At 66.7% G+C, this 20852-nt stretch carries 23 protein-coding genes and 1 pseudogene; 10 read left to right on the top strand and 14 right to left on the bottom strand.

Annotated features, from left to right (window positions below):
- The first annotated feature begins 50 nt into the window (after positions 1–50).
- From OOZ63_RS03245 to fdhD, 3 genes are read left to right on the top strand one after another with little or no spacing between them, the layout of a single operon-like run.
- The gene (locus tag OOZ63_RS03245; RefSeq protein ID WP_266003882.1) at positions 51–2333 is read left to right on the top strand and encodes an FdhF/YdeP family oxidoreductase; all 2283 of its coding nucleotides are present in this window, start codon (positions 51–53) and stop codon (positions 2331–2333) included.
- Positions 2314–2577, top strand: a complete 264-nt coding sequence (locus OOZ63_RS03240) for a hypothetical protein (RefSeq protein WP_266003881.1) — start codon at positions 2314–2316, stop codon at positions 2575–2577. The genes OOZ63_RS03245 and OOZ63_RS03240 overlap by 20 nt, the downstream gene beginning before the upstream one ends.
- Positions 2568–3362: a formate dehydrogenase accessory sulfurtransferase FdhD gene (gene fdhD / locus OOZ63_RS03235; RefSeq protein ID WP_266003880.1), complete on the top strand. Its 795-nt coding sequence runs from the start codon at positions 2568–2570 to the stop codon at positions 3360–3362. Before OOZ63_RS03240 ends, fdhD begins: the two co-directional genes overlap by 10 nt.
- A 13-nt stretch (positions 3363–3375) precedes the next feature.
- Here the strand turns inward: fdhD and OOZ63_RS03230 are convergent, their stop codons facing one another.
- The 3 genes from OOZ63_RS03230 to OOZ63_RS03220 all read right to left on the bottom strand — a co-directional run bounded on the left by OOZ63_RS03230 (position 3376) and on the right by OOZ63_RS03220 (position 5306).
- Entirely contained in the window at positions 3376–3906 is a 531-nt protein-coding gene (locus tag OOZ63_RS03230) for a PEP-CTERM sorting domain-containing protein (protein WP_266003879.1), read from the bottom strand.
- Between the two features lie 488 nt (positions 3907–4394).
- On the bottom strand, positions 4395–4907 hold the full coding sequence (locus OOZ63_RS03225) for a hypothetical protein (protein WP_266003878.1): 513 nt from the start codon (positions 4905–4907) through the stop codon (positions 4395–4397).
- A gap of 138 nt (positions 4908–5045) precedes the next feature.
- Entirely contained in the window at positions 5046–5306 is a 261-nt protein-coding gene (locus tag OOZ63_RS03220; RefSeq protein ID WP_266003877.1) for a hypothetical protein, read from the bottom strand.
- Between the two features lie 224 nt (positions 5307–5530).
- On the opposite strand from OOZ63_RS03220, the gene OOZ63_RS03215 reads away from it, so the two are divergent.
- Positions 5531–6337 carry a hypothetical protein gene (locus tag OOZ63_RS03215; protein WP_266003875.1) on the top strand — a complete coding sequence of 269 codons (807 nt, stop codon included), beginning with the start codon at positions 5531–5533 and terminating at the stop codon, positions 6335–6337.
- 23 nt (positions 6338–6360) lie between these two features.
- Here OOZ63_RS03215 and OOZ63_RS03210 read toward each other — a convergent pair whose 3' ends face one another.
- The 6 genes from OOZ63_RS03210 to uraH form a co-directional block, all read right to left on the bottom strand.
- Entirely contained in the window at positions 6361–7563 is a 1203-nt protein-coding gene (locus OOZ63_RS03210) for a urate hydroxylase PuuD (protein WP_266003873.1), read from the bottom strand.
- Between the two features lie 170 nt (positions 7564–7733).
- On the bottom strand, positions 7734–8657 hold the full coding sequence (locus OOZ63_RS03205) for an SdiA-regulated domain-containing protein (protein ID WP_266003872.1): 924 nt from the start codon (positions 8655–8657) through the stop codon (positions 7734–7736).
- A gap of 16 nt (positions 8658–8673) precedes the next feature.
- On the bottom strand, positions 8674–9321 hold the full coding sequence (locus OOZ63_RS03200) for a lamin tail domain-containing protein (protein WP_266003871.1): 648 nt from the start codon (positions 9319–9321) through the stop codon (positions 8674–8676).
- A gap of 88 nt (positions 9322–9409) precedes the next feature.
- The gene (locus tag OOZ63_RS03195) at positions 9410–9631 is read right to left on the bottom strand and encodes a hypothetical protein (protein ID WP_266003869.1); all 222 of its coding nucleotides are present in this window, start codon (positions 9629–9631) and stop codon (positions 9410–9412) included.
- Between the two features lie 166 nt (positions 9632–9797).
- Positions 9798–10607 (bottom strand): xanthine dehydrogenase accessory protein XdhC, encoded by an 810-nt coding sequence (gene xdhC / locus OOZ63_RS03190; RefSeq protein ID WP_266003868.1) that lies wholly within the window; start codon positions 10605–10607, stop codon positions 9798–9800.
- Positions 10608–10613: 6 nt separating this feature from the next.
- Complete coding sequence (gene uraH / locus OOZ63_RS03185) at positions 10614–10967, bottom strand: hydroxyisourate hydrolase (protein WP_266003867.1); 354 nt, start codon at positions 10965–10967, stop codon at positions 10614–10616.
- Positions 10968–11017: 50 nt separating this feature from the next.
- Between uraH and OOZ63_RS03180 the strand changes: the two genes are divergently transcribed.
- The 5 genes from OOZ63_RS03180 (at position 11018) to OOZ63_RS03160 (ending at position 16514) form a co-directional block, all read left to right on the top strand.
- Positions 11018–11692, top strand: coding sequence for a GntR family transcriptional regulator (locus tag OOZ63_RS03180; protein ID WP_266003866.1), 675 nt, complete (start codon positions 11018–11020; stop codon positions 11690–11692).
- Positions 11693–11794: 102 nt separating this feature from the next.
- Positions 11795–12730, top strand: a complete 936-nt coding sequence (gene puuE, locus OOZ63_RS03175; protein ID WP_266003865.1) for an allantoinase PuuE — start codon at positions 11795–11797, stop codon at positions 12728–12730.
- A 7-nt stretch (positions 12731–12737) separates the two neighbouring features.
- Complete coding sequence (uraD, locus tag OOZ63_RS03170; RefSeq protein WP_266004277.1) at positions 12738–14525, top strand: 2-oxo-4-hydroxy-4-carboxy-5-ureidoimidazoline decarboxylase; 1788 nt, start codon at positions 12738–12740, stop codon at positions 14523–14525.
- Positions 14522–15754: a M20 family metallopeptidase gene (locus tag OOZ63_RS03165; protein WP_266003864.1), complete on the top strand. Its 1233-nt coding sequence runs from the start codon at positions 14522–14524 to the stop codon at positions 15752–15754. The genes uraD and OOZ63_RS03165 overlap by 4 nt, the downstream gene beginning before the upstream one ends.
- 25 nt (positions 15755–15779) lie before the next feature.
- Positions 15780–16514, top strand: coding sequence for a glutathione S-transferase (locus OOZ63_RS03160; protein ID WP_266003863.1), 735 nt, complete (start codon positions 15780–15782; stop codon positions 16512–16514).
- Positions 16515–16575: 61 nt separating this feature from the next.
- On the opposite strand, the gene OOZ63_RS03155 is transcribed toward OOZ63_RS03160, so the two are convergent.
- The 3 genes and pseudogenes from OOZ63_RS03155 to OOZ63_RS03145 all read right to left on the bottom strand — a co-directional run.
- Complete coding sequence (locus OOZ63_RS03155) at positions 16576–16959, bottom strand: nuclear transport factor 2 family protein (RefSeq protein WP_266003861.1); 384 nt, start codon at positions 16957–16959, stop codon at positions 16576–16578.
- 112 nt (positions 16960–17071) lie between these two features.
- Entirely contained in the window at positions 17072–17281 is a 210-nt protein-coding gene (locus OOZ63_RS03150) for a BrnA antitoxin family protein (RefSeq protein ID WP_266003860.1), read from the bottom strand.
- Positions 17282–17293: 12 nt separating this feature from the next.
- Positions 17294–17542 (bottom strand): annotated as a pseudogene (locus tag OOZ63_RS03145) (BrnT family toxin); the annotation flags it as partial.
- Between the two features lie 176 nt (positions 17543–17718).
- Here OOZ63_RS03145 and OOZ63_RS03140 point away from each other — a divergent pair.
- Entirely contained in the window at positions 17719–18771 is a 1053-nt protein-coding gene (locus OOZ63_RS03140) for a glycosyltransferase family 4 protein (protein ID WP_266003859.1), read from the top strand.
- Here the strand turns inward: OOZ63_RS03140 and OOZ63_RS03135 are convergent.
- Entirely contained in the window at positions 18740–20041 is a 1302-nt protein-coding gene (locus tag OOZ63_RS03135; RefSeq protein ID WP_266003857.1) for a hypothetical protein, read from the bottom strand. The two genes, OOZ63_RS03140 and OOZ63_RS03135, sit on opposite strands and share 32 nt — an antisense overlap.
- On the bottom strand, positions 20038–20847 hold the full coding sequence (locus tag OOZ63_RS03130; RefSeq protein ID WP_266003856.1) for a hypothetical protein: 810 nt from the start codon (positions 20845–20847) through the stop codon (positions 20038–20040). The genes OOZ63_RS03135 and OOZ63_RS03130 overlap by 4 nt, the downstream gene beginning before the upstream one ends.
- Between the last annotated feature and the right edge of the window lie 5 nt (positions 20848–20852).

Genomic DNA, 20852 nt, shown 5'->3' with positions numbered 1-20852 from the left:
CTCGCCAACTGATACGCTCCTGCCTGGTGTGGCGAGTCTGTAGGCAGGACATGAGCGAACAGAAGATCGATTTTTATGAAGGCCCGGCCGGCGGCTGGGGTGCGCTCAAAAGCGTGGCCCGGCAGCTGTTCGAGCAGGACATCGTCGCCAAGGGCGCGAGAACCCTGCTGCACGCCAACCAGCCCGACGGTTTCGACTGCCCCGGCTGCGCATGGCCCGACCGCAATCATGCGTCGAGCTTCGAGTTCTGCGAGAACGGGGTCAAGGCCGTCGCGGCCGAGGCCACCAGCCGGCGCGCCACGCCCGCCGTGATCGCTGCGAAGACCGTCAGCGAATGGGCGTTGGAGAGCGACTTCGCGCTGGAAGCCTCTGGCCGCTTGACCGAGCCCATGGTCTACGACGCCGCCAGCGACCGCTACCGCGCCATCGCCTGGGACGATGCCTTTGCGCTGATCGCCCGCGAGCTGCAGGGCCTGGCCGACCCCAACGAAGCAATCTTCTACACCTCGGGCCGCACCAGTAACGAGGCCGCATTCCTTTACCAGCTGTTCGTGCGCGAGTTCGGCACCAACAACTTCCCCGACTGCTCGAATATGTGCCACGAGCCCAGCGGCTCGGGGCTGCGCCCGACCATAGGCGTCGGCAAGGGCACGGTGACCCTGGATGACTTCGAGCAGGCCGACGCGATCTTCATCCTCGGCCAGAACCCCGGCACCAACCATCCGCGCATGTTGGGCGAGCTGCGCGCGGCCGCCAAGCGCGGCGCCAAGATCGTCAGCTTCAACCCGCTGCGTGAGCGCGGCCTGGAGCGCTTTGCCGACCCGCAGAACAAGCTGGAGATGGCAACCTTCGGCTCGACGGCCATCAGCAGCCACTACTTTCAGCTCAAGATCGGCGGCGATCTGGCTCTGCTCAAGGGCATCTGCAAGCGGCTGATCGAGCTGGACGACGCGGCACCGGTGCTGGACCGCGACTTCATCGCTGCCCATACGGTCGGCGTCGAGGCGTTGATCGCCGATCTGCGCGCCGAATCCTGGGAGCTGATTGTTGTCGAGTCGGGCCTGAGCCAGGCCCAAATCTGCGAAGCCGCCGAGCTCTATGCCAGCAGCCAGCGCGTGATCGTCTGCTGGGGCATGGGCATTACCCAGCACCAGCATGCGGTGGCGACCATCCAGATGATTGCCAGTCTGCTGCTGCTGCGGGGCAATATCGGTCGACCCGGCGCCGGCGCCTGCCCGGTGCGCGGCCACAGCAATGTGCAGGGCGACCGCACGATGGGCATTTACGAGAAGCCCGCTGCCGCCTTTCTGGACCGCTTGGGCGAGGTGTTCGGCTTCGAGCCGCCGCGTGCGCATGGCGTCGACACGGTCGGCGCGATCGAGGCTATGCGGGACGGTAAGGCCAAGGTCTTCATCGCAATGGGCGGCAACTTCGCTGCGGCAACACCCGACACCGCCGCCACCTGGGCGGCGCTGCGGCGCTGCGCGCTGACCGTCCATGTGGCGACGAAATTCAACCGCAGCCATGTGGTCCACGGCCGCCAGGCCCTGCTGCTGCCCTGCCTGGGCCGCACCGAGATCGACATGCAGGCCGGCGGGCCGCAAGGCGTGACGGTGGAAGATTCCATGAGCATGGTCCATCTGTCGGCTGGGCTGAACGCGCCAGCCTCTGAGCACTTGCTGTCCGAGCCGATGATCGTCGCCCGCCTGGCCAGTGCCACCCTGCCGGCCAGCAGAACACCCTGGCTGGCGCTAGCCGGCAACTATGCAGCAATCCGCGACAAGATCGAGGCGGTATTCCCCGACTTCGCCGGTTTCAACGAGAAGATCAAGACGCCCGGCGGCTTTCGCCTGCGCAACACCGCCTCGGAGCGGGTCTGGGCCACGGCCTCGGGCAAGGCAGAATTCCGCTGCCATGCGGTGCCCACCGATACCAGCGTCCATCGCGCACGGCGCCAGCGGCAGGACACCATCGTGTTCGCGCTCGCAACGGTGCGCTCGCACGACCAGTACAACACCACCATTTACGGCATGGACGACCGCTATCGCGGCGTCTGGGGCCACCGCCGCGTGGTCTTCATCAACGCCGAAGACCTGCGCCAGATCGGCATGAAGGCCGGCGACTGGGTGGACATCACCAGCCTCTATGAAGATGGGCAGAGCCGGCGCGCCGAGCGCTTCCTGCTGGTCGAGTACGACATCCCGCGCGGCTGCCTGGCTAGCTACTACCCGGAGACCAATCCGCTGGTGCCGTTGCAGAGTTTTGCAATTGACGCGCGCACACCCACCTCAAAATCTATCCCGGTGAAGCTCAGTGTCCACGCTGCTGTCTGAAAACCTGCTGCATACGCTGGCCGAAATGGATCAGCAGAACGGGGGCCGGGGCGTCGCGCTGACCCGCATCGGCAAGCGTCTGGGACTCAATGTCAGCCTGCTGATGCGCGAGTACACGCAGCTCAGCGACGCGCGGCTGGGCGGCATCGCCGGCCCGGGCTGGGTGCGGCTGGCATGCGATGAGGAAGGCAGCGGCCGCTGGCTGGTGCATCTAACCGAGCAGGGGCGCGCGCAATGCCGTTGACGACAAGCGAGCCGGTCCAGGCCCTGGCGGTGCAGCGCATCAGCGGCACCGAACGGCAGGCGCAGCTCGACCAGGTCGCGGTGGAACTGCCGGTGGCCCTGGTCTTCAACGGCATCTCGCAGGCCGTGATGATGTCCACACCGGCCGACCTGGAGGCCTTCGCGCTGGGCTTCGCGCTGTCGGAAGGGCTCCTGCAGTCGCGCGCCGAGTGCTACGGCGTCGAGCTGCTGCAGCAGCCGCAAGGCTGGGAGGTGCAGCTGCAGGTGGCGGCCAGCGCCGAGATGCGCCTGAAGGAGCGGCGCCGCACCATGGTTGGCCGCACCGGCTGCGGCCTGTGCGGCATCGACAGCCTGCGCCAGCTCGACCTGGCCCCGCCGCCCTTGGCAACCCGTCGCGAGATCACCCCCGCCGCCGTGGCCCGCGCCTTCGCACAGCTGCCGGCGCAGCAGCCGCTGAACGCGCGGACGGGCGCCCACCACGCCGCCGCCTGGGCAACGCCGGAAGGCGACTTGCTGCTGGTGATGGAAGACGTGGGTCGCCACAACGCGCTCGACAAGCTGCTGGGCCGGCGCCTGATGGATGGCCGGCCCTGCGACGATGGCGGCTTTGTCATCATGTCTAGCCGCGCCAGCTACGAGCTGGTGCTCAAATGCGCCCGCCTGAGCGTGCCCGCTCTGGCGACGATCTCAGCCCCGACCACGCTGGCGGTGGACATCGCGCGCCGGGCAGGGCTGCAGCTTTATGGCTTTTGTCGGGGGGAGCAGGCAGTGCTCTATACGGGCTAGGTAACTGACAGGGTTAAGACCGTCTACGCAGAGCCAGACTCGCCACACCCAAGCCCAGCAGCAGCGCTGACGCAGGTTCAGGCACTACGCTGACCGGCAATGAGCCTGATACCGACGTCACGTCTACGTCCGGTACGGTACGAACACCAAAGGAGACCGTATTCCCGAACAGCGCTTCCCACGTGCCGGAGGCATAGCCTGTGACGGTCGCCTGGATGATCCATTGCGAGTAATCACCGCTCCAGTTCAGCGCATAGCTCTTGTCCATATTGACCGAGGCACTGCAGCTGAGGTCTGCATTGTTGGGCAGACACAGTCCACCAGGGCCAAGCAGCTCGCCGGAGAGTAGCTCCAGCCGGTCACCGAAACCACCGCCGTTGGTACGGTTCAGTAAATTGAAGGCGACCCGCACGCCGGCCTCACCGAAGACGGCATTCGCACGATCGTCTCCATCCCTGGGGTGACCAATCACGCTGCCGGAGAAATGAACGGTCAGATAGGTCTGACCGGAGTTCGTTCCCTGCAGGCTGATCATGTCGCTCATGACAATAGTCGCGTTGACTGGGTAGGTCGTAGACCTCGGACACACAGTCGTCCCAGGCTGTCCGACAACACATGGATCGTGACCGCCAACCAGCTCAAAGCGCGCCGATCCAGCGCTGACCGAAGCCTCGGCGCTCATGCCTGTACGGGAGTCTTCCAGCACTGCGGTGTTGGTCACGGCGGGATCGTAGCGAGCCGCACCGACTGCAGTCTTCAACTGGCCTTCGGGCAGATGACCAACCAACTGGATATGCTGTTGGAAGCCCGCGCCAGGCGGCAGTGGCGCTGCGAATGCCGCTACGCCTGACCCAACCGCCAATGACAGAACCCCTGCCTGATTGCACAAGCGCATCTTCATCTCCCTGAAGCCACCACCGCCAGAATTCTAGGGTCAGGGCTTGCCTGCCGGGCCTTGTGTCCCACAAACCGGTGAAGGGTTTGAACCTACAAGGGCACCCGCTCAGTGTGACCGAACGGCCGCCTCCAGCCTCACCCCGCCTGAACGAGCCCCCTGGTGCCCGCGTCGCTATCGGTCCAGGTATCTTCGCCCTTCAGGCGACGGTCGCCCTGGATGCGGAAGGTGATAGGGCCGGACTTGAACGTCAGGCCGCCGTCGCTACGCTTGGCCTTGACCGGCTTGCCGTTCACCCAGACACGTTCCTTGGCGTCGATGCGTATCGTGGCCACCGTGGCACCCGAGTCCGACTTGGCGACCCATTGGCCGGCATAGGGCGTGGCACCCGAGGGGGCCGCCTTGGGCGCGGCGTCTGAGACGGCGCCGCTGTTGTTGCTGATAACGACGAAGCCGGCCTTGGCGTTTTCGGCCTTGGTCTTGTGGATGTCGCAACCCTGAGCTTCGCTGACCTGGGTACAGCCGGAGCGCTCCAGTTGCTGCGCATATTTGGCGTTGATCGCAAATGCGCTGGAGTGCAGCAGCAGGGCCGCTCCCACGATAGATGAGGCGATGGCCACGGGGGCAGGCCTGGGTGAGCTTGCTTTCATTGATGACAACCTTTGTGTTCGAAACTGAGGGCCAATCTCGGTAGGTCGGGTGCAGCGCTGCTGCGCTCAGGGGTGCAACGGCTTGCAACGCAAGATCAGAGATCAGGTCGCGCGACCGATGCTGAAGAGTGAGTTGCCTTAAAGCAGCCACAACAGCGCCGGCACGGCCAGCAGGTAGAACAGCAGCCCGGCCACAAACAAGCCAGCCCTCGTGATCACCCGCTGACCATCGAACCGAAACGAGAGCGCACCTGCTGGCCCATAGATGCGGCCTTCATCGCCCCCAAACTTCTCGCTGCGCCAATGCCCCAGCGTCAGCAGCCGCACCACCCCTCGGCCGGTGCCGATTAGCAGCAATTCGAAGGTTAACCAGAAGACCCCGCTAAGAACAGAATCCATGAGCCTCTCCCCTGGGACCAGGCCTTCATGGCCGATGCTGCAGTCTAGACGACCCGAGCCATGCCTTGCAGCACGACCACGCGAGCCCCCTGCAGCCCGACTCTTCACGCATTGGTCGTTCAACGCAACTGCACGGAGCGTTCAGCCCGAATGCCTGTGAACGACCGGCCGTTTGACTAACTTCAACTACGACGACCGACCCGAAACCACACAGAGGTGCCACGATGGAATTGTCCAACACGTCCGGCCTCGGCGCTGATGCTGCACAAGACCCTCACGGAGGCGCCTCTGACAAGAGCGGTCCTGTCGGCGAGCGGTATTCACGGCGAGTTTTTCTCTCGACCGCGCTGCTGCTTGCCGCCGGCCCGATCTCGGCATCGCCAGCGGCTTCATCCGGCCAGCCCAGGATATTGGCCGGCTACTTTGGCGGCGCCATCGAGTCAGGCGGGATCCTGGAGAGAAGAGTCATCGATGTCCTTTGGCCGCACGCCGCAGCCCAGATCTGCTGGATGCCTTGGGCCAGGGCGATGATCACCGCCGCGCGTGGCAACTGCCTGATCTTTCCGCTCGCCAGAACGCCGGAGCGTGAATCCGCATGGCAATGGTTGACCCCGCTCGCACGAGACCGCTTAGTGCTGGTCCTCACTCCCGCTGCAGCCCAGCGCGGCCGGGAACTGGCCGACCTCAGGGCGCTCAAGGTAGGCTCAGTCAGGAGCGCATTCGTACTCGGGCGCTTGACGGCGCTGGGATTCAAGAACATCGATGTGGCCCCTGCCGAAATTGCGAACGCCAAAAAGCTGACATTGGGCCGGATCGATGCGTGGGCCACGGTCGCCAGCGTGGCGTCTGCGCTAGAGCGCAGCCACCGCCTCCCCGCCGGGGCCCAGATTCTTGCTGTCGATCCGACCCCGTTCACGATGTGGCTCGCCGCCAGCAAGGATCTCGATCCCGCGATGCTGGTCAATACGTCCAGGCAAGCAAGAAGGGACGGGATTGAACTGCTGCCAGAAGCCTTCGACTCAAGAAGCTGAGGCGCCAACACGCCCGCAGAGCATCAACGAGCGCCGGCCTGCCGCGCCTCGAACCAGCGCCCCAGCAAGGCCCGCTCCTCGTCCGTGATCTGCGTCGCATTGTTCAGCGGCATGATCTTCTGCACGACCGCCTGCTGGTAAATCGCCTGGGCATGCTGCTCGACCAGTGCCGGCGTGTGCAACTGCATGCCCTTCTGGGCCAGCTGGGCGTTGTGGCACATCGTGCAGCGCTGCTCGATCACGGCCTGCACCTGGGCCAGCGTCGGCGCGGAGGCCGCTGTTGCGGCGGCAGCGTCCGGCTTGGCCGGAGCCATCCAGGCGATCAGCACAGCCAGCAGTGCCAGGGCAGTGACGATCAGGCCCCAGGCGTTGACACCTTTGTGCCGCTTGACGAACCAGGTCCGCACCAGCACGCCGACGGCCATCAGCAGCACCAGCACCAGCCAGCCCTGGGCATGGCTGTAGAGCATGCCGTAGTGGTTGCTGAGCATCGCGATCAGCACCGGCAGCGTGAAATAAGTGTTGTGCACGCTGCGCTGCTTGCCGCGCTGGCCGAACACCGGGTTCACCGATCGGCCGGCGCGCATATCGGCAATTACCTGTTTCTGGCCCGGAATGATCCAGAAGAACACATTGGCGCTCATCATCGTCGCCAGCATCGCGCCGATGATCAGAAAGGCCGCGCGGCCGGCGAACAGTTGTCCCGCGCCCCAGCTCGCCGCGACGACAAAGACCGCGATCAGACCCAGCACCAGACCGTCATTGCCGATGCTGCCATCCTTGCTGTGCCCGAAACGGCGGCAGATCTGGTCATAGACCAGCCAGCCGGCAGCCAGGAATCCCAGCGCCGCCGTGATCGCCGCTGGCGCGCCCCAATCGAACACCCGCTTGTCGATCAGAAAGCTCTCGGCATTGAAGAGGTAGAGCACGACGAACAGCGCGAAGCCGCTCATCCAGGTCCAGTAGCTCTCCCAGTAGAACCAGTGCAGATGCTGGGGCAGATCGGGCGGCGCCACCAGGTACTTCTGCGGGTTGTAGAAGCCGCCACCGTGCACGGCCCACAGCTCGCCGTCAACACCCTTGGCCTTCAGATCGGCCGCCGCAGGCTTGAGCAGATGATTGTCCAGCCAGACGAAGTAGAAAGAGGCGCCGATCCAGGCGATGCCCACGATGACATGCAGCCAACGCAAGAGCAAATTGGCCCAGTCGAGCAGATAAGTTTCCATGCAGCAGCACCCAGCGGACGATGGGCCGGCCCACCACTGCGGGCGCTGTGAACCGGCGAAGCATCGCGCTGACCGGGTGGCTACACCCGGGCGCCGCGGCGATGTGTGAGCAGAAGTGTATACAGTTTCGCGTCACATCATCGCCGCGACCCTGCGGCTCCCAGCGCTGCTCAGCGCCGTCTTGCGCGCCAGCCCAGCAGCCCCAGGCCCGCCAGCATCAGCATCACACTGGCCGGCTCGGGCACCGGCGTCAGCACGATCAGGCGCGAATTTCCGAAGCCCGAATCCTCGGCGACCAGGTAGATGATGCCTTTCTCGTCCACCGTCACGCCCTCGATGGCCTGCTGGGTCAGGCCGCTGAGGTCCAGGCTGGAGAAGATCTGGCCGCTGCGGTTGACCTCGACCAGGCGCTGCGATTCCAGGCTCAAGATCAGCAGGTGATCGGCTGCCGCCGTGCCGGCCAGCGCATCGACCGAGGCCAGGGTCTGCACATCCGACAGGCTGGCCAGGCCCAGCAGCGCCGGGCTGAACAGCGCGCTCATTGTCGAGACGCCGGTCGCGAAGTTCAGGCCGCCGGCCAGCACGGCCTGCGGGCTGCCCTGCTTGACGGTGACGAAGCTGCCGCCGTTGCGCGGATCGTAGCTGATGCCCTCAGTGCCCAGATTGCCGGCGTTGCCGCCAAAGGACACCGACTGGGCATTCGCCAGATTGATACTGCCACCGGCCTGGTAGCTGAAGCGGTGCGCATCCTGCGGCCGCTCGTCGACCACCACCAGCTGGCCATTGCCTAGATAGGCCAGGCCCTCGGCATCGTTGTGCGTGCTGTTGGTCGGCCAGCCGGAGAAGCGCATGCTGCCCAGCGTCTGGCCGGTCAGCGAGATCTCGACCACGCCCAGGCCCTCGTCACCGACGAAGAACAGGCTGTTGCGGTCGCGCGCATAGCTCACGGCCGAGGCTTCCAGCCCCATGCCGCCCAGCGTGTCGAGCGCGTAGTTGGCGCCGAGCTGGTAGCGCGACAGATCGAGGCCGGCGGCAGAGGCGCCCAGCGCGCCCATGGACAGGGCCAGCGCCAGCAGGGTTTTCTTGATGCTCATGATCGTGACCGCCTTTTTACTTCGCGCGGCGGCGTGCCACACCGGCCAGCAGGGCCAGGCCACCGATCAGCAGCGCATAGCTCGAGGGCTCGGGCACAGCCAGTGCGAACTGACCGGGGTTGCCGATGCCACCGTCCAGCGACAGACGCGAGCCGAAGGCATCCCCGTCCGAGGCCAGCACCCAGCGGGTGGGCGTGGTCTGCTGCAGGTCGGCCAGGCTCAGCGGGTTGCCGCTGCGCGTGTCGGCGCGCACCGTGCCACGAGCCTGATCGCCGTAGGTCAGACGGTCAACCAGTTGCCCGGCGCCGTCGAACAGGTTGATCTCGTCGGCGCGACCCAGATTGGTGCCGTTATTGCCGATCACCTTGACGCCGGCGGTCAGGCCCCAAGCGGCACGGAAGTCTGCAGCATCGGACTCGGCCAGGATCACCGACTCGCCGGCGCCCACCAGCCCGAAGCCGGACAGATTCACGACGCCGGCCAGGCGCGAGTCGTCGTCGAATGACCAGCCGCTGAAGTCTACGGCCGAGCTGCCGAGGTTGGTGAACTCGATGAACTCCGAAGTGTTGTAGAGCCACTCGGTGATCTGCACCTGGGCCTGTGCAGCGAGGCTGCCCAGGCCCAGGGTGGCGGCGATCAGGGTGTTGGAAATCGTCTTGCTCATCATCAGCTCCTGGCTTGCTTGTTGTGACCGAAGTCGGCAAGTTAGGAGGCGTCGATGACAGGCCCGCGACAGCCCGATGACCGCCCCCTCAGATCGGGGGGGCGGTCGCCAGCACGCCGGGCTGTGACAGCTCCATTCCCACCACGGCGCGGGCATAGAAATAGTTATTGCGCGCGCATTCGCTGAGCAGGTCCAGCGCGACGCAGCCCTGGGCATCGCAGGGGAAGGCATAACCGCGCCCGCGATCAAATAGGTTGGCGAACCGCAGTTCGTAGCCCGCCGGCCCGGTTCGGAGTGATGAATTGGGCATGTGCTGATCCTCATGGCGGCGCAAGTGCACGGCGCCAAATCTGGGGCGAAACCGGCACTACTTGCGGCTGCGGTGGATCAACCTGACCAACGCTGGCTCAAAGGCCACGCCCACAAACCCAGCGTGCGCCGATGCCGACCCGGCGTCGGTGCGCTGTCGCACCGAGTCAGCGCCAGCCCTGCAGCAACTGCGCCACCACGGCCACCGCGATCACCTCGGGCTGCTTGCCGGAGATGCCGGGCACGCCGATGGGGCAGGTGACGCGGGCCAGCTCGGCCTCGGAGAAGCCGCGTGCCAGCAGGCGCTGGCGAAAGCTCGCCCATTTGCTCTTGCTGCCGATCAGGCCCACATAGGGCAGATCTGCGCGCTCGCGCTGGCGCTGCAGGCAGGCGGCGACGACGTCCAGGTCCTCGGCATGGCTGAAGCTCATGATCAGCACCCGGGAGCCGGGGGCCAGGTCTCCCACCGCCGCCTGCACAGGCTCGGAATGCTCGGCGACGATGTTGTCGGGCAGCTCGGCCGGGAAGATCTCGTCGCGGCTGTCCACCCACAGCACCCGGGCCGGCAGCCGGCCTAGCAGCGCGATGATGGCCCGCCCCACATGGCCGCCGCCGAACAGCGCCACCGGCATCAGGTTTTCCTCCTGCGCCAGCCGCGCCCGCAGGCCGCCGATATCGGCCGCACCCAGCAGCTCATAGCGCAGATGCACGACACCGCCGCAGCACTGCCCCAGGCTGGGGCCTAACGCATAGCGGCGCAGCGGCTCGGCCACGGCGCCCACGGCAAGCAGCGCGCGAGCCTGGGCAATCGCCTCGAATTCCAGCTGGCCGCCGCCTATGGTGGCGAACAGCCGGTCGGGCGTCAGCGCCATCCAGGCCCCGACCTCGCGCGGGCCACTACCTTCGACCCGTTCGACCGTGACCAGTACCGCAGGCTCGCGCGCCAGCGCGCGCTGCAGAAGCTGCCAATCTCGCATGGCCGGTCAACTGCCGCGATAGGTCGAGTAGCTCCACGGGCTGGCGAGCAGCGGCACATGGTAGTGGCCCGCCACATCGGCAATACCGAAGTCCAGCGGCACCTCGTCCAGAAAAGCCGGCTCGGGCAGCTGCACGCCCCGCGCCATGAAATAGGCCGCGACGCCGAACACCAGGCGGTAGCGCCCGGCGAGTAAGGTCTGACCCTCCAGCAGCGGGCCGTCGGCGCGGCCGTCGGCGTTGAGGTTCAGGGTTTTCAGCTCGCGGGCCTCGCGCCCGTCCAGACGATACAGAGTCACGGTCATGCCGGCGGCCGGGCTGCCGTGCATGGTGTCCAGCACATGGGTGGTGAGCTTGCCCATCGATTGTTCCTTCGAGTCCATGCGGCAAAGTGTATACACTTCAGAACACAATGCCTGCCAAAACTGCCCTGTCAGCCACCGACCGCATCGCCGACTCGATCACCCAGGCCATCGTCGAGCGCCGGCTGATGCCTGGCACCAAGCTGGCCGAGCAGCAGATTGCAGACATCTTCCAGGTCTCGCGCACGCTGGTGCGTCAGGCGCTGAACCAGCTCAGCCGCGACAGGCTAGTGACGCTGGAGCCGGCGCGCGGCGCTTTTGTGGCCCAGCCCAGCGTCGAGGAAGCGCGCCAGGTCTTCGAGGTGCGCAAGATGCTGGAGGCGGCGATGATCAGCCAGCTGGCTGCCACCGTCACCAAGGCCCAGATCGCGCAACTGCGCGCCCATCTGAAGGCCGAGCGCGAGGCGGTCGCGCATACCGATGTCAGCGGCCGCACGCGGCTGCTGGCCGACTTCCATGTGATCCTGGCGCGCATGCAGGGCAATGAGGTGCTGGCCCAGCTGCTGACCGATCTGCTGTCGCGCAGCTCGCTGATTGCTTTGATGTACCAGAGCAGCCACTCGGCGGCCGAGTCGCAGGCCGAGCATGAGGCCATCGTTGACGCGCTGGAGCGCGGCGACAAGAAGGCCGCGCTGAAGCTGCTGGAAGCGCATCTGGGCAATGTAGAGGCGAATCTGCGGTTGAACCCGCGCGTCAAGGATTTGAAAAGCGTGCTCTCACCATGAAAACAATAATGCAAACCGGCTGGGGCCCAGCGCCGGGCCGCTCCAAGCGGGCTCCATCCCTTCGGGGCATCGGGCGATGTACTCATCGAACGCGGGGCTGACATGTACCCCAGAGATTTGATCGGTTACGGCGAGAAGCCACCGCATGCGCAGTGGCCGGGCCAGGCCCGCATCGCGGTGCAGTTCGTCCTGAACTACGAGGAAGGCGGAGAGAACTCGGTGCTGCATGGCGACGCCGGCAGCGAGCAGTTTCTCTCCGAGATGTTCAATCCGCCGGCCTTCCCGGCGCGCCATCTGAGTATGGAAGGCATTTACGAGTACGGCTCGCGGGTGGGGGTCTGGCGATTGCTGCGCGAGTTCGAGAAGCGCGCGCTGCCGCTGACGGTGTTTGGCGTCTCGATGGCGCTGGATCGCCACCCGGAGCTGACGAAAGCCCTGGTCGAGCTGAACCACGAGATTGCCTGCCACGGCTGGCGCTGGATCCACTACCAGGGCATGGACGAGGCCACCGAGCGCCAGCATATGGAGATCGGCATGGAGCTGCTGCAGCGCCTGACCGGCGAACGGGCCTCGGGTTGGTACACCGGCCGCGACAGCCCCAACACCCGCCGCCTGGTGGCCGATTACGGCGGCTTTGAGTACGACAGCGACTACTACGGCGATGACCTGCCCTTCTGGCTGCAGGTTCGCAAGAGCGACGGCCAACTGGCCCCGCATCTGGTCGTGCCCTACACGCTGGACTGCAACGATATGCGCTTCGCTCTGCCCCAGGGTTTCAGCCATGGCGACGAATTCTTCGAGTATCTGCGCGACAGCTTCGATGTGCTCTATGCCGAGGGCGACGAAACGCCGAAGATGATGAGCATCGGCATGCACTGCCGGCTGCTGGGCAAGCCCGGCCGCCTGCGGGCGCTGCAGCGCTTCCTGGACCATATCGAGAAGCACGACCGCGTCTGGGTCTGCCGCCGCGTCGACATCGCGCGGCACTGGCGCGCCACCCATCCCTTCGATGTCAACACCGCTTTTGTCTGGGAGTGAGGCCGCCATCATGCTGACCCTGACCCGATTGAACGCCGCCAGCGATGCCGACTTCGTCGCGCTGCTGGACGGCACTTATGAGCACTCGCCCTGGGTGGCAGAGCGGGCCGCCGCCGCCCGCCCGTTCGCGACCCTGGCACAGCTGAAGCTGGCTCTGGCCCGGTCGGTGCGCGAGGCCAGCCGTGAGGAGCAGCTGGCCCTGATACGTGCCCACCCCGAGCTGGCCGGTAAGGCCATGGTGGCGAAGTCGCTGACGGCCGAATCCACCAACGAGCAGAACCAGGCCGGGCTGACGGCCTGCACGCCCGAAGAGTTCGCCCGCATCCAACAGCTCAACGCCGACTACAGCGCCAAGTTCGGTTGGCCCTTCATCCTCGCGGTGCGCGGCCCCCGGGGTCAGGGCTTGCCCCGCAGCGAGATCATCGCGACCTTGGCGCGCCGGCTCGCCGGCCATCCGGACTTCGAGCGGGCCGAATGCCTGCGCAATATCCACCGCATCGCCGAGATCCGCCTGAACGACAAGTTCGGCGCCAGCCCCGCGCTCGGCGAGCAGGTCTGGGACTGGGCCGAGGCCCTGGCCGTGCATTCCGACCCCGGCTTCAAGGAGCGCGGCGAACTCACCGTTACCTATCTGACCGAGGCGCACCGCGCCTGCGCGGCGCAGCTGCAGCAGTGGATGTTGGACGACTGCGGCTTCGACGAGGTCAGCCTCGACGCTGTGGGCAATGTCGTTGGCGTCTATCACGGCGCCGAACCGAATGCGAAGCGCCTGCTGACCGGCAGCCACTACGACACGGTGCGTAATGGCGGCAAGTACGACGGCCGGCTGGGCATCTTCGTGCCCATGGCCTGCGTGCGAGAGCTGCGCGCGCAGCGACGGCGCCTGCCCTTCGGCATCGAGGTGGTCGGCTTTGCCGAGGAGGAAGGCCAGCGCTACAAGGCCACCTTCCTCGGCTCGGGCGCTCTGATCAAGCAGTTCGACCCGCGCTGGCTGGACCAGCTCGATGCCGACGGCATCTCCATGGCCGACGCGATGCGCGCGGCCGGCCTGCCGGCGACCTTGCGATCCATTGCTTCGCTGCAGCGCGATGCCGCGCAGTACCTGGGCTTTGTCGAAGTGCATATCGAGCAAGGGCCGGTTCTCAACGAAATCGACCTGCCGCTGGGCGTCGTCAGCTCGATCAACGGCAGCATGCGCTACCAGTGCGAGATCTCTGGCATGGCCTCGCATGCCGGCACCACGCCGATGGACCGGCGTCGCGACGCGGCGGCCGCAGCGGCCGAGCTGATCCTGTTTGTCGAGAAGCGCGCCGCTTCGGTGCCCGATGTGGTCGGCACCGTCGGCATGCTGCAGGTGCCGGCAGGCTCGATCAACGTGGTGCCGGGCCGCTGCCTGTTCAGCCTGGACCTGCGCGCGACCACCAATGCGGCGCGCGACGCGCTGGACGCCGATGTACGCGCCGAGCTGGCCGCCCTCTGCGAGCGCCGCGGACTGAGCTTCACGCTGGAGCAGACCATGGCGGCCGATGCCGCCCCCAGTGACCCGGCCTGGCAGGCTCGCTGGGAAGCGGCGGTGCGCGCCCAGGGCTTGCCGGTCTACCGCATGCCCTCGGGGGCGGGACACGACGCGATGAAGCTGCACGAGGCCATGCCACAGGCCATGCTCTTTCTGCGCGGCGCCAACGCGGGTATCAGCCACAACCCGCTGGAGTCCATCACCGCCGACGACGCCCAGCTCTGCGTCCAGGCCTTCCAAAGCCTTTTGCACAACCTCGCCGAAGAATGCCGCCCATGAACGCTCGCTACGAACAACTCGATCAGTGGATAGACGCGCATTTCGACGAGCAAGTGCGCTTTCTGCAAGCCCTGGTCCAGGTACCCACCGACACCCCGCCCGGCAATAACGCGCCCCACGCCGAACGCACCGCCGAGCTGCTGGCGACGATGGGCTACACGGCCGAGAAGCATGCGGTGCCCGATGCCGAGGTCAAGGCCTACGGTCTGCAGTCGATCACCAATCTGATCGTGCGCCGCTCCTTCGTCCCCGGCGGCCCGGTGATCGCGCTGAACGCCCATGGCGACGTGGTGCCGCCCGGAGAGGGCTGGACGCACGGTCCCTACAGCGGTGAGGTCGTGGACGGCAAGCTCTACGGCCGCGCCGCCGCCGTCAGCAAGAGCGACTTTGCGAGCTACACCTTTGCGCTGCGCGCGCTGGAGTCGCTGAACGCGCCTTTGAGAGGCGGCGTCGAACTGCACTTCACCTACGACGAAGAATTCGGCGGCGAGCTGGGCCCAGGCTGGCTCTTGAAGCAGGGCCTCACCAAGCCCGATCTGCTCTTGGCCGCCGGCTTCAGCTACCAGGTCGTCACCGCGCACAATGGTTGCCTGCAAATGGAAGTCACAGTGCACGGAAAGATGGCGCACGCCGCCATCCCCGACACCGGCGTCGACGCGCTGCAGGGCGCGGTCGCCATCCTGAACGCGCTTTATGCGCAGAATACTGAGTACAAAAAGATCACGAGCCGGGTCGAGGGCATCACGCACCCCTATCTGAATGTCGGCCGCATTGAAGGCGGCACCAATACCAATGTCGTGCCCGGCAAGGTCGCGCTGAAGCTGGACCGCCGCATGATTCCCGAGGAGGACCCGGTCGCGGTCGAGGCCAGCATCCGCGAGCTGATTGCCCAGGCGGCCGCCACGTATCCCGGCATTACGGTCGAGATCAAACGTCTGCTGCTGGCCCGCGCGCTCAACCCGCTGCCCGGCAACAAGCCCTTGGTTGATGCCTTGCAAAGGCACGGCTCGGCTGTGTTCGGCGAGGCGATTCCGACCTCGGGAACGCCGCTCTACACCGATGTGCGCCTCTATGGCGAACAGGGCATCCCGGCCGCGATCTATGGCGCCGGCCCGCGCACCGTGCTGCAAAGTAATGCCAAGCGGGCCGACGAACATCTGGTGTTGGATGATCTGCGGCGCGCGACCAAGGTCGTCGCGCGAAGCTTGTACGATTTGCTGCAGGCCTGAGGTACAGAGAAAGGCCAGCCGATTCGTGGTGTTGCCGCTGCTCTACAGCTACCGTCGCTGCCCCTATGCGATGCGGGCCCGCATGGCCTTGCTGCAGGCGGGGCTGCGCTTTCGCGTCCACGAGATCGTGCTGCGCGACAAGCCTGCCGAGCTGCTGGCCCTATCACCCAAAGGCACGGTGCCGGTGCTGCGGCTGAGCGACGGCACCGTGCTGGAGCAGAGCTGGGACATCATGCGCTGGGCGCTGGCGCCGGCCGATCCCGACGGCTACTGGCAGCGCGCCCAGACGGCCGACAACCTGGCGCTGCTAGGCATCAACGACGGCGAGTTCAAGCACCATCTCGACCGCTACAAATACCCTGAGCGCTATCCCGACGAGGCGGCCGACCGCGACCGACATCGCGAGCGGGCCGTGGCCGCGCTGCTGACACCGCTGCAGCAGCGCCTGCAGGGTCATGCCTATCTGGGCGGCGACTCGCCCTGCGCCAGCGATCTGGCACTCTTTCCCTTCGTTCGCCAGTTCGCGGCGGTGCAGCCCGACTGGTTTGGGGATGCAGCACAGCGCGCGCGGTGGCCGGCTCTGCAGCGCTGGCTGGCGCAGTGGCTGGACAGCGCGCTGTTCGCCGCCTGCATGGTCAAGCTGCCGGTCGGGCAGGCGGTGGAGTTTCCAGCGCCGGCCGGGCCGCCGCAGCCCCACCCCAGCGGTCACAGCAATGACCGGGACCGAGCCGCTGGGCCAAGCGCTGCGAGCGCTGCTTGAGATCGAACTGCATCGGATCGAGAGCCCTGTCAATGCCGCGCAGCGGAACGCGCTGCTGCACTCAGTCCATGCGCTCCACCAGGTGGCTGCGATTGGCCTGGGGCTCGAAGGGATCGGGCCAGTACTCGACCAGCCGGGTGATACGGCCTTGCTCGACGGTGAAGAAGGAGATCGGCTCGGCGGACTGCGTGCCGTCCGTGAGGCTGACCTGGGTCACGACGGCCTCGCCCTGGCTCAGCAAGCGGTTGATCTGGAACTGCCAGCGGCCGGTGCTCGGGTACTCGCTGTTCATTCGCGCGAAGTTATCGGCACCCCGGATGCGCTCGCGCGATTGCGGCCACTCCATCACAAAGTCTGGGGACAGGACCTGCCTGACCGAGTCGAAATCGTTGGAGGCCATCAGGCGCCAAAACTCGCGGACAAGGGCTTCGGGGGTGGTGTTCATCGGGCGACTTCCATGAAAATTCGGCTTTCTTGCGCGCCTCCCGGCTTGCAATCAACAGAACAAATTCTGTGTCTCAAGGCACTGCTAGGTTGGGGAGCTGAACAGCAGGTGGCTACTTCCAGCTCAGATCCAGCTTGCGGTGCTTGGCCGCGCAGTCACGCAGGTACAAATTGATCAGGCTCTGATACGCAATGCCAACATCTTCCGAGATCGCCTTGAAGTAGGCGATCAACTCTTCGTCGAGCCTGATCGTGATCTGCTTCTTGCGTTGCGCTGCATAGGGATTGTTCCTTGCAGTGCTGAAGTCGTATTCCTTGCGCATAAACAAAACCCTCTACGGACAGGCCCGGGACTCCCTGGCTGTGGCCTTGCGCGCCGAGATCAAGCGAATGACGTTGCCACCGCTGCGCCAGCAATGACAGACAAGCAGCCTGCGCAAGGCGCTGCTCAAGCCAAGAAGGCCAAAGCGCTCCTCGTCCTCTGAGTGATCCGGGCCATCGATCAACTCGGCACGCTCGTCAACGAAAACAGAGCGGCCCTCCTCGAAAGTGAAGCTATGCTTTTGGGCCTTCGCCGCTGCCTTCTTCTCATGCCATCCAAAGCGAAGCGCGCTCGTGCGGCAAGTCTAACTACACTGTAGTTATCCATCAATCGCGGCGCCGCCGCCAGCCGATGCAGTGCCTCGCGCAAGGCCGTCGTTGCGGGGCCCGGGCCGCGAGCCCTGCGCTACAGTGCAGCCCTGCCCGCCCGCCGTGCCCCATGCGCCTCCTACTCCTGCTCCGCGACACCTCGCCCAACGGCATCACCACCTACAACCGCATACTGGCGCGGGAGCTGGTGGCGCAGGGCCATGAGGTCCATGTCTGGCCGGCCCGCAGCGACTTCGGCGCCGGCCGGGCGCTGCGCCTGCCGCCGGCCCATCCGCTGCTGGAGCCGCTGGCCAGGCCCTGGCTCAGGCATCGGCTCAAACCCGACCTGCTCTTCGTCAACAGCTACACCCAGGCCCGCTTCGCCCACCGACTCAGGGCCAGGGCCGGCATCCCCTGGCTGGCCTGTATGCACAACGGCCACAGCCCCGAACGCATGGCCCAGTGGCTGCAGCTGTTCGGCAACGCCGACGGCGTGGTGACGATGTGCGAGACCCTGCGCGCTACCTATGCCCAGCTGATCGCGGACGGCGGCGGCGCCCACCAGCCCCCGGTGCTGGGCAGTCGGCTGCCGATAGACATGCCGGCGCTGCGCGAGCGCCGCGCGGATGGACCGATCACTTTGGGCTACTGCTCGCGGCTGAGCGGCCACAAGGGCCCGCGTTGCGAGGCATGGCTGGAGGCCATCGCCAGGCTGCCTGGGCGCGAGCGCTACCGCGTGCTGGTGATAGGCGGCGGCAGCCATCTGCAGGCCCTGCAGGCCAAGGCCGCCGCGCTGGGACTGAACGCCGAGTTCAGCGGCATGGTGGCCGACCCGGCGCCGCTGCTGGAGCGCATCGATGTGATCACCGGTGCCGGCTATGCGCTGATGGAAGGCCTGATGCGCGGCTGCGCGGCGGTGGGCCTTGGCTTTGGCGGCTGCATAGGCGCGATCACCGAACCGACGCTGGACGTGGCCTACGCGCTGAACTTCGGCGACCACTGCCCGCGCGCCTATCCCGGCGACGCCGACAGCATCGCGCTCGCGCTGGCCACCGCCATCGCCTCGCTGCAGACCCCGGGCCTGGCCCGGCTACACCAGCGCGCGCGCTCGTTCTCGGCGCCCGGGCCGGTGGTGCGCGAGCTGGTGGATTTCATGGGCGCCGCGCTGCCGCCCGCACGATGAGCTGGCGCTCACGCAGTGCCTCGGGCTCGAAGGGACTCCAGTCGGGGCGCTGCTGCTCGTAGAAGGCATAGAGCCGCTCAAGGTTGCCCAGCAGCAGCCCGTTGTCCGGCGCCAGCGCCAGCGCGGCCATCAGTTCGCGCGACAGCCGCGCCGCGCTGTCGGCATTCAAGGCCTCGGGGCTGACCGCCACCCGCGCCAGCGCCGCCAACTGGCGCGCGCCGGCATAAGCCGGCAACTGCGCCTGGGCCAGCTCGAACAGGGCCAACGCGGCTTCGTAACGTCCCTGCTCCCAGGCCTGCCAGCCGCGCAAGGCGCTGGCCAGCCCCCAGGCGCCGGGCGCCAGATCGGCCGGCACCGCGCGCTCGTAGCGGCTCAGGCCCAGCTCCATCAGGGCGGCCGTGCGGGTGCGCTGCGCAGCCGTCAGCCCGTCGACGCGCAGCCGCACAAAGGCCGAGACCGCATCCACATAAGCCAGCTCGGGCAGCCAGCGCTGCAGCGACCAGGCGGCCTGGGGCTGGCTGGTCACATGCACCCAACCGCCCGGGCCGCCCTGCTGCGACTGCAGCTTCAACCATTCACCGCGCACCTCACTGACCCAAAAAGCCAGCGCCTGGTGAGGCGAGAACTCGATGGCCCGGCCGGCAGCGCTGCGCTCGGGTCGGGGCCGCAAGACCATGGCCTGGCGGAAATCGCGGTCCACCTGGGCCAGCTCGGCGCGGCTGATGCGGCGCGGCGCAAAGGCGATGGCCTGGGTCGGCAGGCTGCCGCGCAGCTGCAGCGGCCCGTTTTTGAACCACAGCTGTTCAGACCCGCCGCTGCCCTCACCACCCTGGCGCACAAAGCGCAGATAGCTCTGCAGATAGAACTCGCCGGCCTGCTCGAACAAGCGCCCCCAGACCAGCACCGCGCCCTGGCCCGGCCGCAGCGCTCCGGCGGCTCCGGCGCGGGTGATACGGCCGATGATCACATCCACATCGCAGACCTCGCCGGGTTCGGCCCATAGATGCTTGGCGCCGATCGAGGGGTATTTCAGCAGCCCCATCAGCACTTCCAGATGGACCAGGGCGGCGATCTGGCGGCTGGCGAGCTGCAGCTCGGGCGGTGGCGCCCGGCCGTCGCGGGTCTCGGCCTGATAGGGCAGGACCAGGGCATTCAACGCCGCGCCCTCGAACACCGAGGCATAGCTGCAGGGCTCCATGCCGGCCGATCTCGCCGGGCCGGCCAGTACCGCCAGCAGGCTCACCAGGACGTATAGAAGGCGGCGCATCATGGCTTGGCCTCCTCGTCGCAAGGTTTGGCGCTGGCTCGCAGCCGCAGCAGGCCGGTCTTCGAATAGGCTGCGTCGGCCTTGGCCTCGCTGATCGCGCGCCCGGCAGATGTCAGCACAAAGGCGCGCAAGCCCTCCAGCTCGCTCTTGGCCCGCCCCGCCAGTGGCCGCTTGGCGAGCGCCGCCAGCAGCACATCGGCGCGGCACAGATTGCGGTGCGCGGGGTCGAAGCTGCGCTCGCGCAGCAGCTTGACGCCGAAGGCGCTGGCAACAAAGGCATCGATGTCGCTGGAGCGTGCCACCAGCTGGACCGGGTCCTGGGTGGGCGCCGTACCGGCCTCCGGATAGCGCAGGCGCTGCAAGGCTCCCGCAGCCGCCTCGCGCTGATTGGCCGCCTGCTGCAGCGGTACCAGCAGATAGTTCAGCTGGGCGCTAGGCAGGCTCGCGCCGCCCGGTCCGGGCTCGCTGGACAGCTGGCCCCAGATCTCCAGCAGCACCCGCCGCGTGTGCAGTCCGTCGACCAGGGCGGGGCTGTGGTCGCGGCCGTCCAACGCCGGCGCGCGGCCCGGGCAGCTAACGAAGCGAACCGGCGTGTCGGGCAGATTGATCCATTGGGCGTTGCGGTTCTGGTCGAGCTCGAACTGCAGCCGCTCCAGATAGGGCTTGAGTTCGGCCGCCTTCAGCAGGCCGCCGGTGGGCTCGCTGAGCAAGACCGTGAAACTGCCGGCCTGCGGTTGGCAATCGACGATGGCGGCCTGGGCCGCGCCGGTGCCCACGGCCACAAGCCAGCTCAGCCAGTGATTGCTCATCGGGG

Source organism: Paucibacter sp. PLA-PC-4, assembly GCF_026241155.1.
Classification (GTDB): domain Bacteria; phylum Pseudomonadota; class Gammaproteobacteria; order Burkholderiales; family Burkholderiaceae_C; genus Roseateles_E.
This window is presented reverse-complemented; position numbering and strand designations above follow the sequence as displayed.

Excerpts from the sequence above, each read along its gene's own strand:
- OOZ63_RS03245 (WP_266003882.1), top strand. The coding sequence starts at position 51 with ATGAGCGAACAGAAGATCGATTTTTATGAAGGCCCGGCCGGCGGCTGG.
- fdhD (WP_266003880.1), top strand. The coding sequence starts at position 2,568 with ATGCCGTTGACGACAAGCGAGCCGGTCCAGGCCCTGGCGGTGCAGCGC.
- OOZ63_RS03230 (WP_266003879.1), bottom strand. The coding sequence starts at position 3,906 with ATGAGCGACATGATCAGCCTGCAGGGAACGAACTCCGGTCAGACCTAT.
- OOZ63_RS03225 (WP_266003878.1), bottom strand. The coding sequence starts at position 4,907 with ATGAAAGCAAGCTCACCCAGGCCTGCCCCCGTGGCCATCGCCTCATCT.
- OOZ63_RS03220 (WP_266003877.1), bottom strand. The coding sequence starts at position 5,306 with ATGGATTCTGTTCTTAGCGGGGTCTTCTGGTTAACCTTCGAATTGCTG.
- OOZ63_RS03215 (WP_266003875.1), top strand. The coding sequence starts at position 5,531 with ATGGAATTGTCCAACACGTCCGGCCTCGGCGCTGATGCTGCACAAGAC.
- OOZ63_RS03210 (WP_266003873.1), bottom strand. The coding sequence starts at position 7,563 with ATGGAAACTTATCTGCTCGACTGGGCCAATTTGCTCTTGCGTTGGCTG.
- OOZ63_RS03205 (WP_266003872.1), bottom strand. The coding sequence starts at position 8,657 with ATGAGCATCAAGAAAACCCTGCTGGCGCTGGCCCTGTCCATGGGCGCG.
- OOZ63_RS03200 (WP_266003871.1), bottom strand. The coding sequence starts at position 9,321 with ATGAGCAAGACGATTTCCAACACCCTGATCGCCGCCACCCTGGGCCTG.
- OOZ63_RS03195 (WP_266003869.1), bottom strand. The coding sequence starts at position 9,631 with ATGCCCAATTCATCACTCCGAACCGGGCCGGCGGGCTACGAACTGCGG.
- xdhC (WP_266003868.1), bottom strand. The coding sequence starts at position 10,607 with ATGCGAGATTGGCAGCTTCTGCAGCGCGCGCTGGCGCGCGAGCCTGCG.
- uraH (WP_266003867.1), bottom strand. The coding sequence starts at position 10,967 with ATGGGCAAGCTCACCACCCATGTGCTGGACACCATGCACGGCAGCCCG.
- OOZ63_RS03180 (WP_266003866.1), top strand. The coding sequence starts at position 11,018 with ATGCCTGCCAAAACTGCCCTGTCAGCCACCGACCGCATCGCCGACTCG.
- puuE (WP_266003865.1), top strand. The coding sequence starts at position 11,795 with ATGTACCCCAGAGATTTGATCGGTTACGGCGAGAAGCCACCGCATGCG.
- OOZ63_RS03165 (WP_266003864.1), top strand. The coding sequence starts at position 14,522 with ATGAACGCTCGCTACGAACAACTCGATCAGTGGATAGACGCGCATTTC.
- OOZ63_RS03155 (WP_266003861.1), bottom strand. The coding sequence starts at position 16,959 with ATGAACACCACCCCCGAAGCCCTTGTCCGCGAGTTTTGGCGCCTGATG.
- OOZ63_RS03150 (WP_266003860.1), bottom strand. The coding sequence starts at position 17,281 with ATGCGCAAGGAATACGACTTCAGCACTGCAAGGAACAATCCCTATGCA.
- OOZ63_RS03140 (WP_266003859.1), top strand. The coding sequence starts at position 17,719 with ATGCGCCTCCTACTCCTGCTCCGCGACACCTCGCCCAACGGCATCACC.
- OOZ63_RS03135 (WP_266003857.1), bottom strand. The coding sequence starts at position 20,041 with ATGATGCGCCGCCTTCTATACGTCCTGGTGAGCCTGCTGGCGGTACTG.
- OOZ63_RS03130 (WP_266003856.1), bottom strand. The coding sequence starts at position 20,847 with ATGAGCAATCACTGGCTGAGCTGGCTTGTGGCCGTGGGCACCGGCGCG.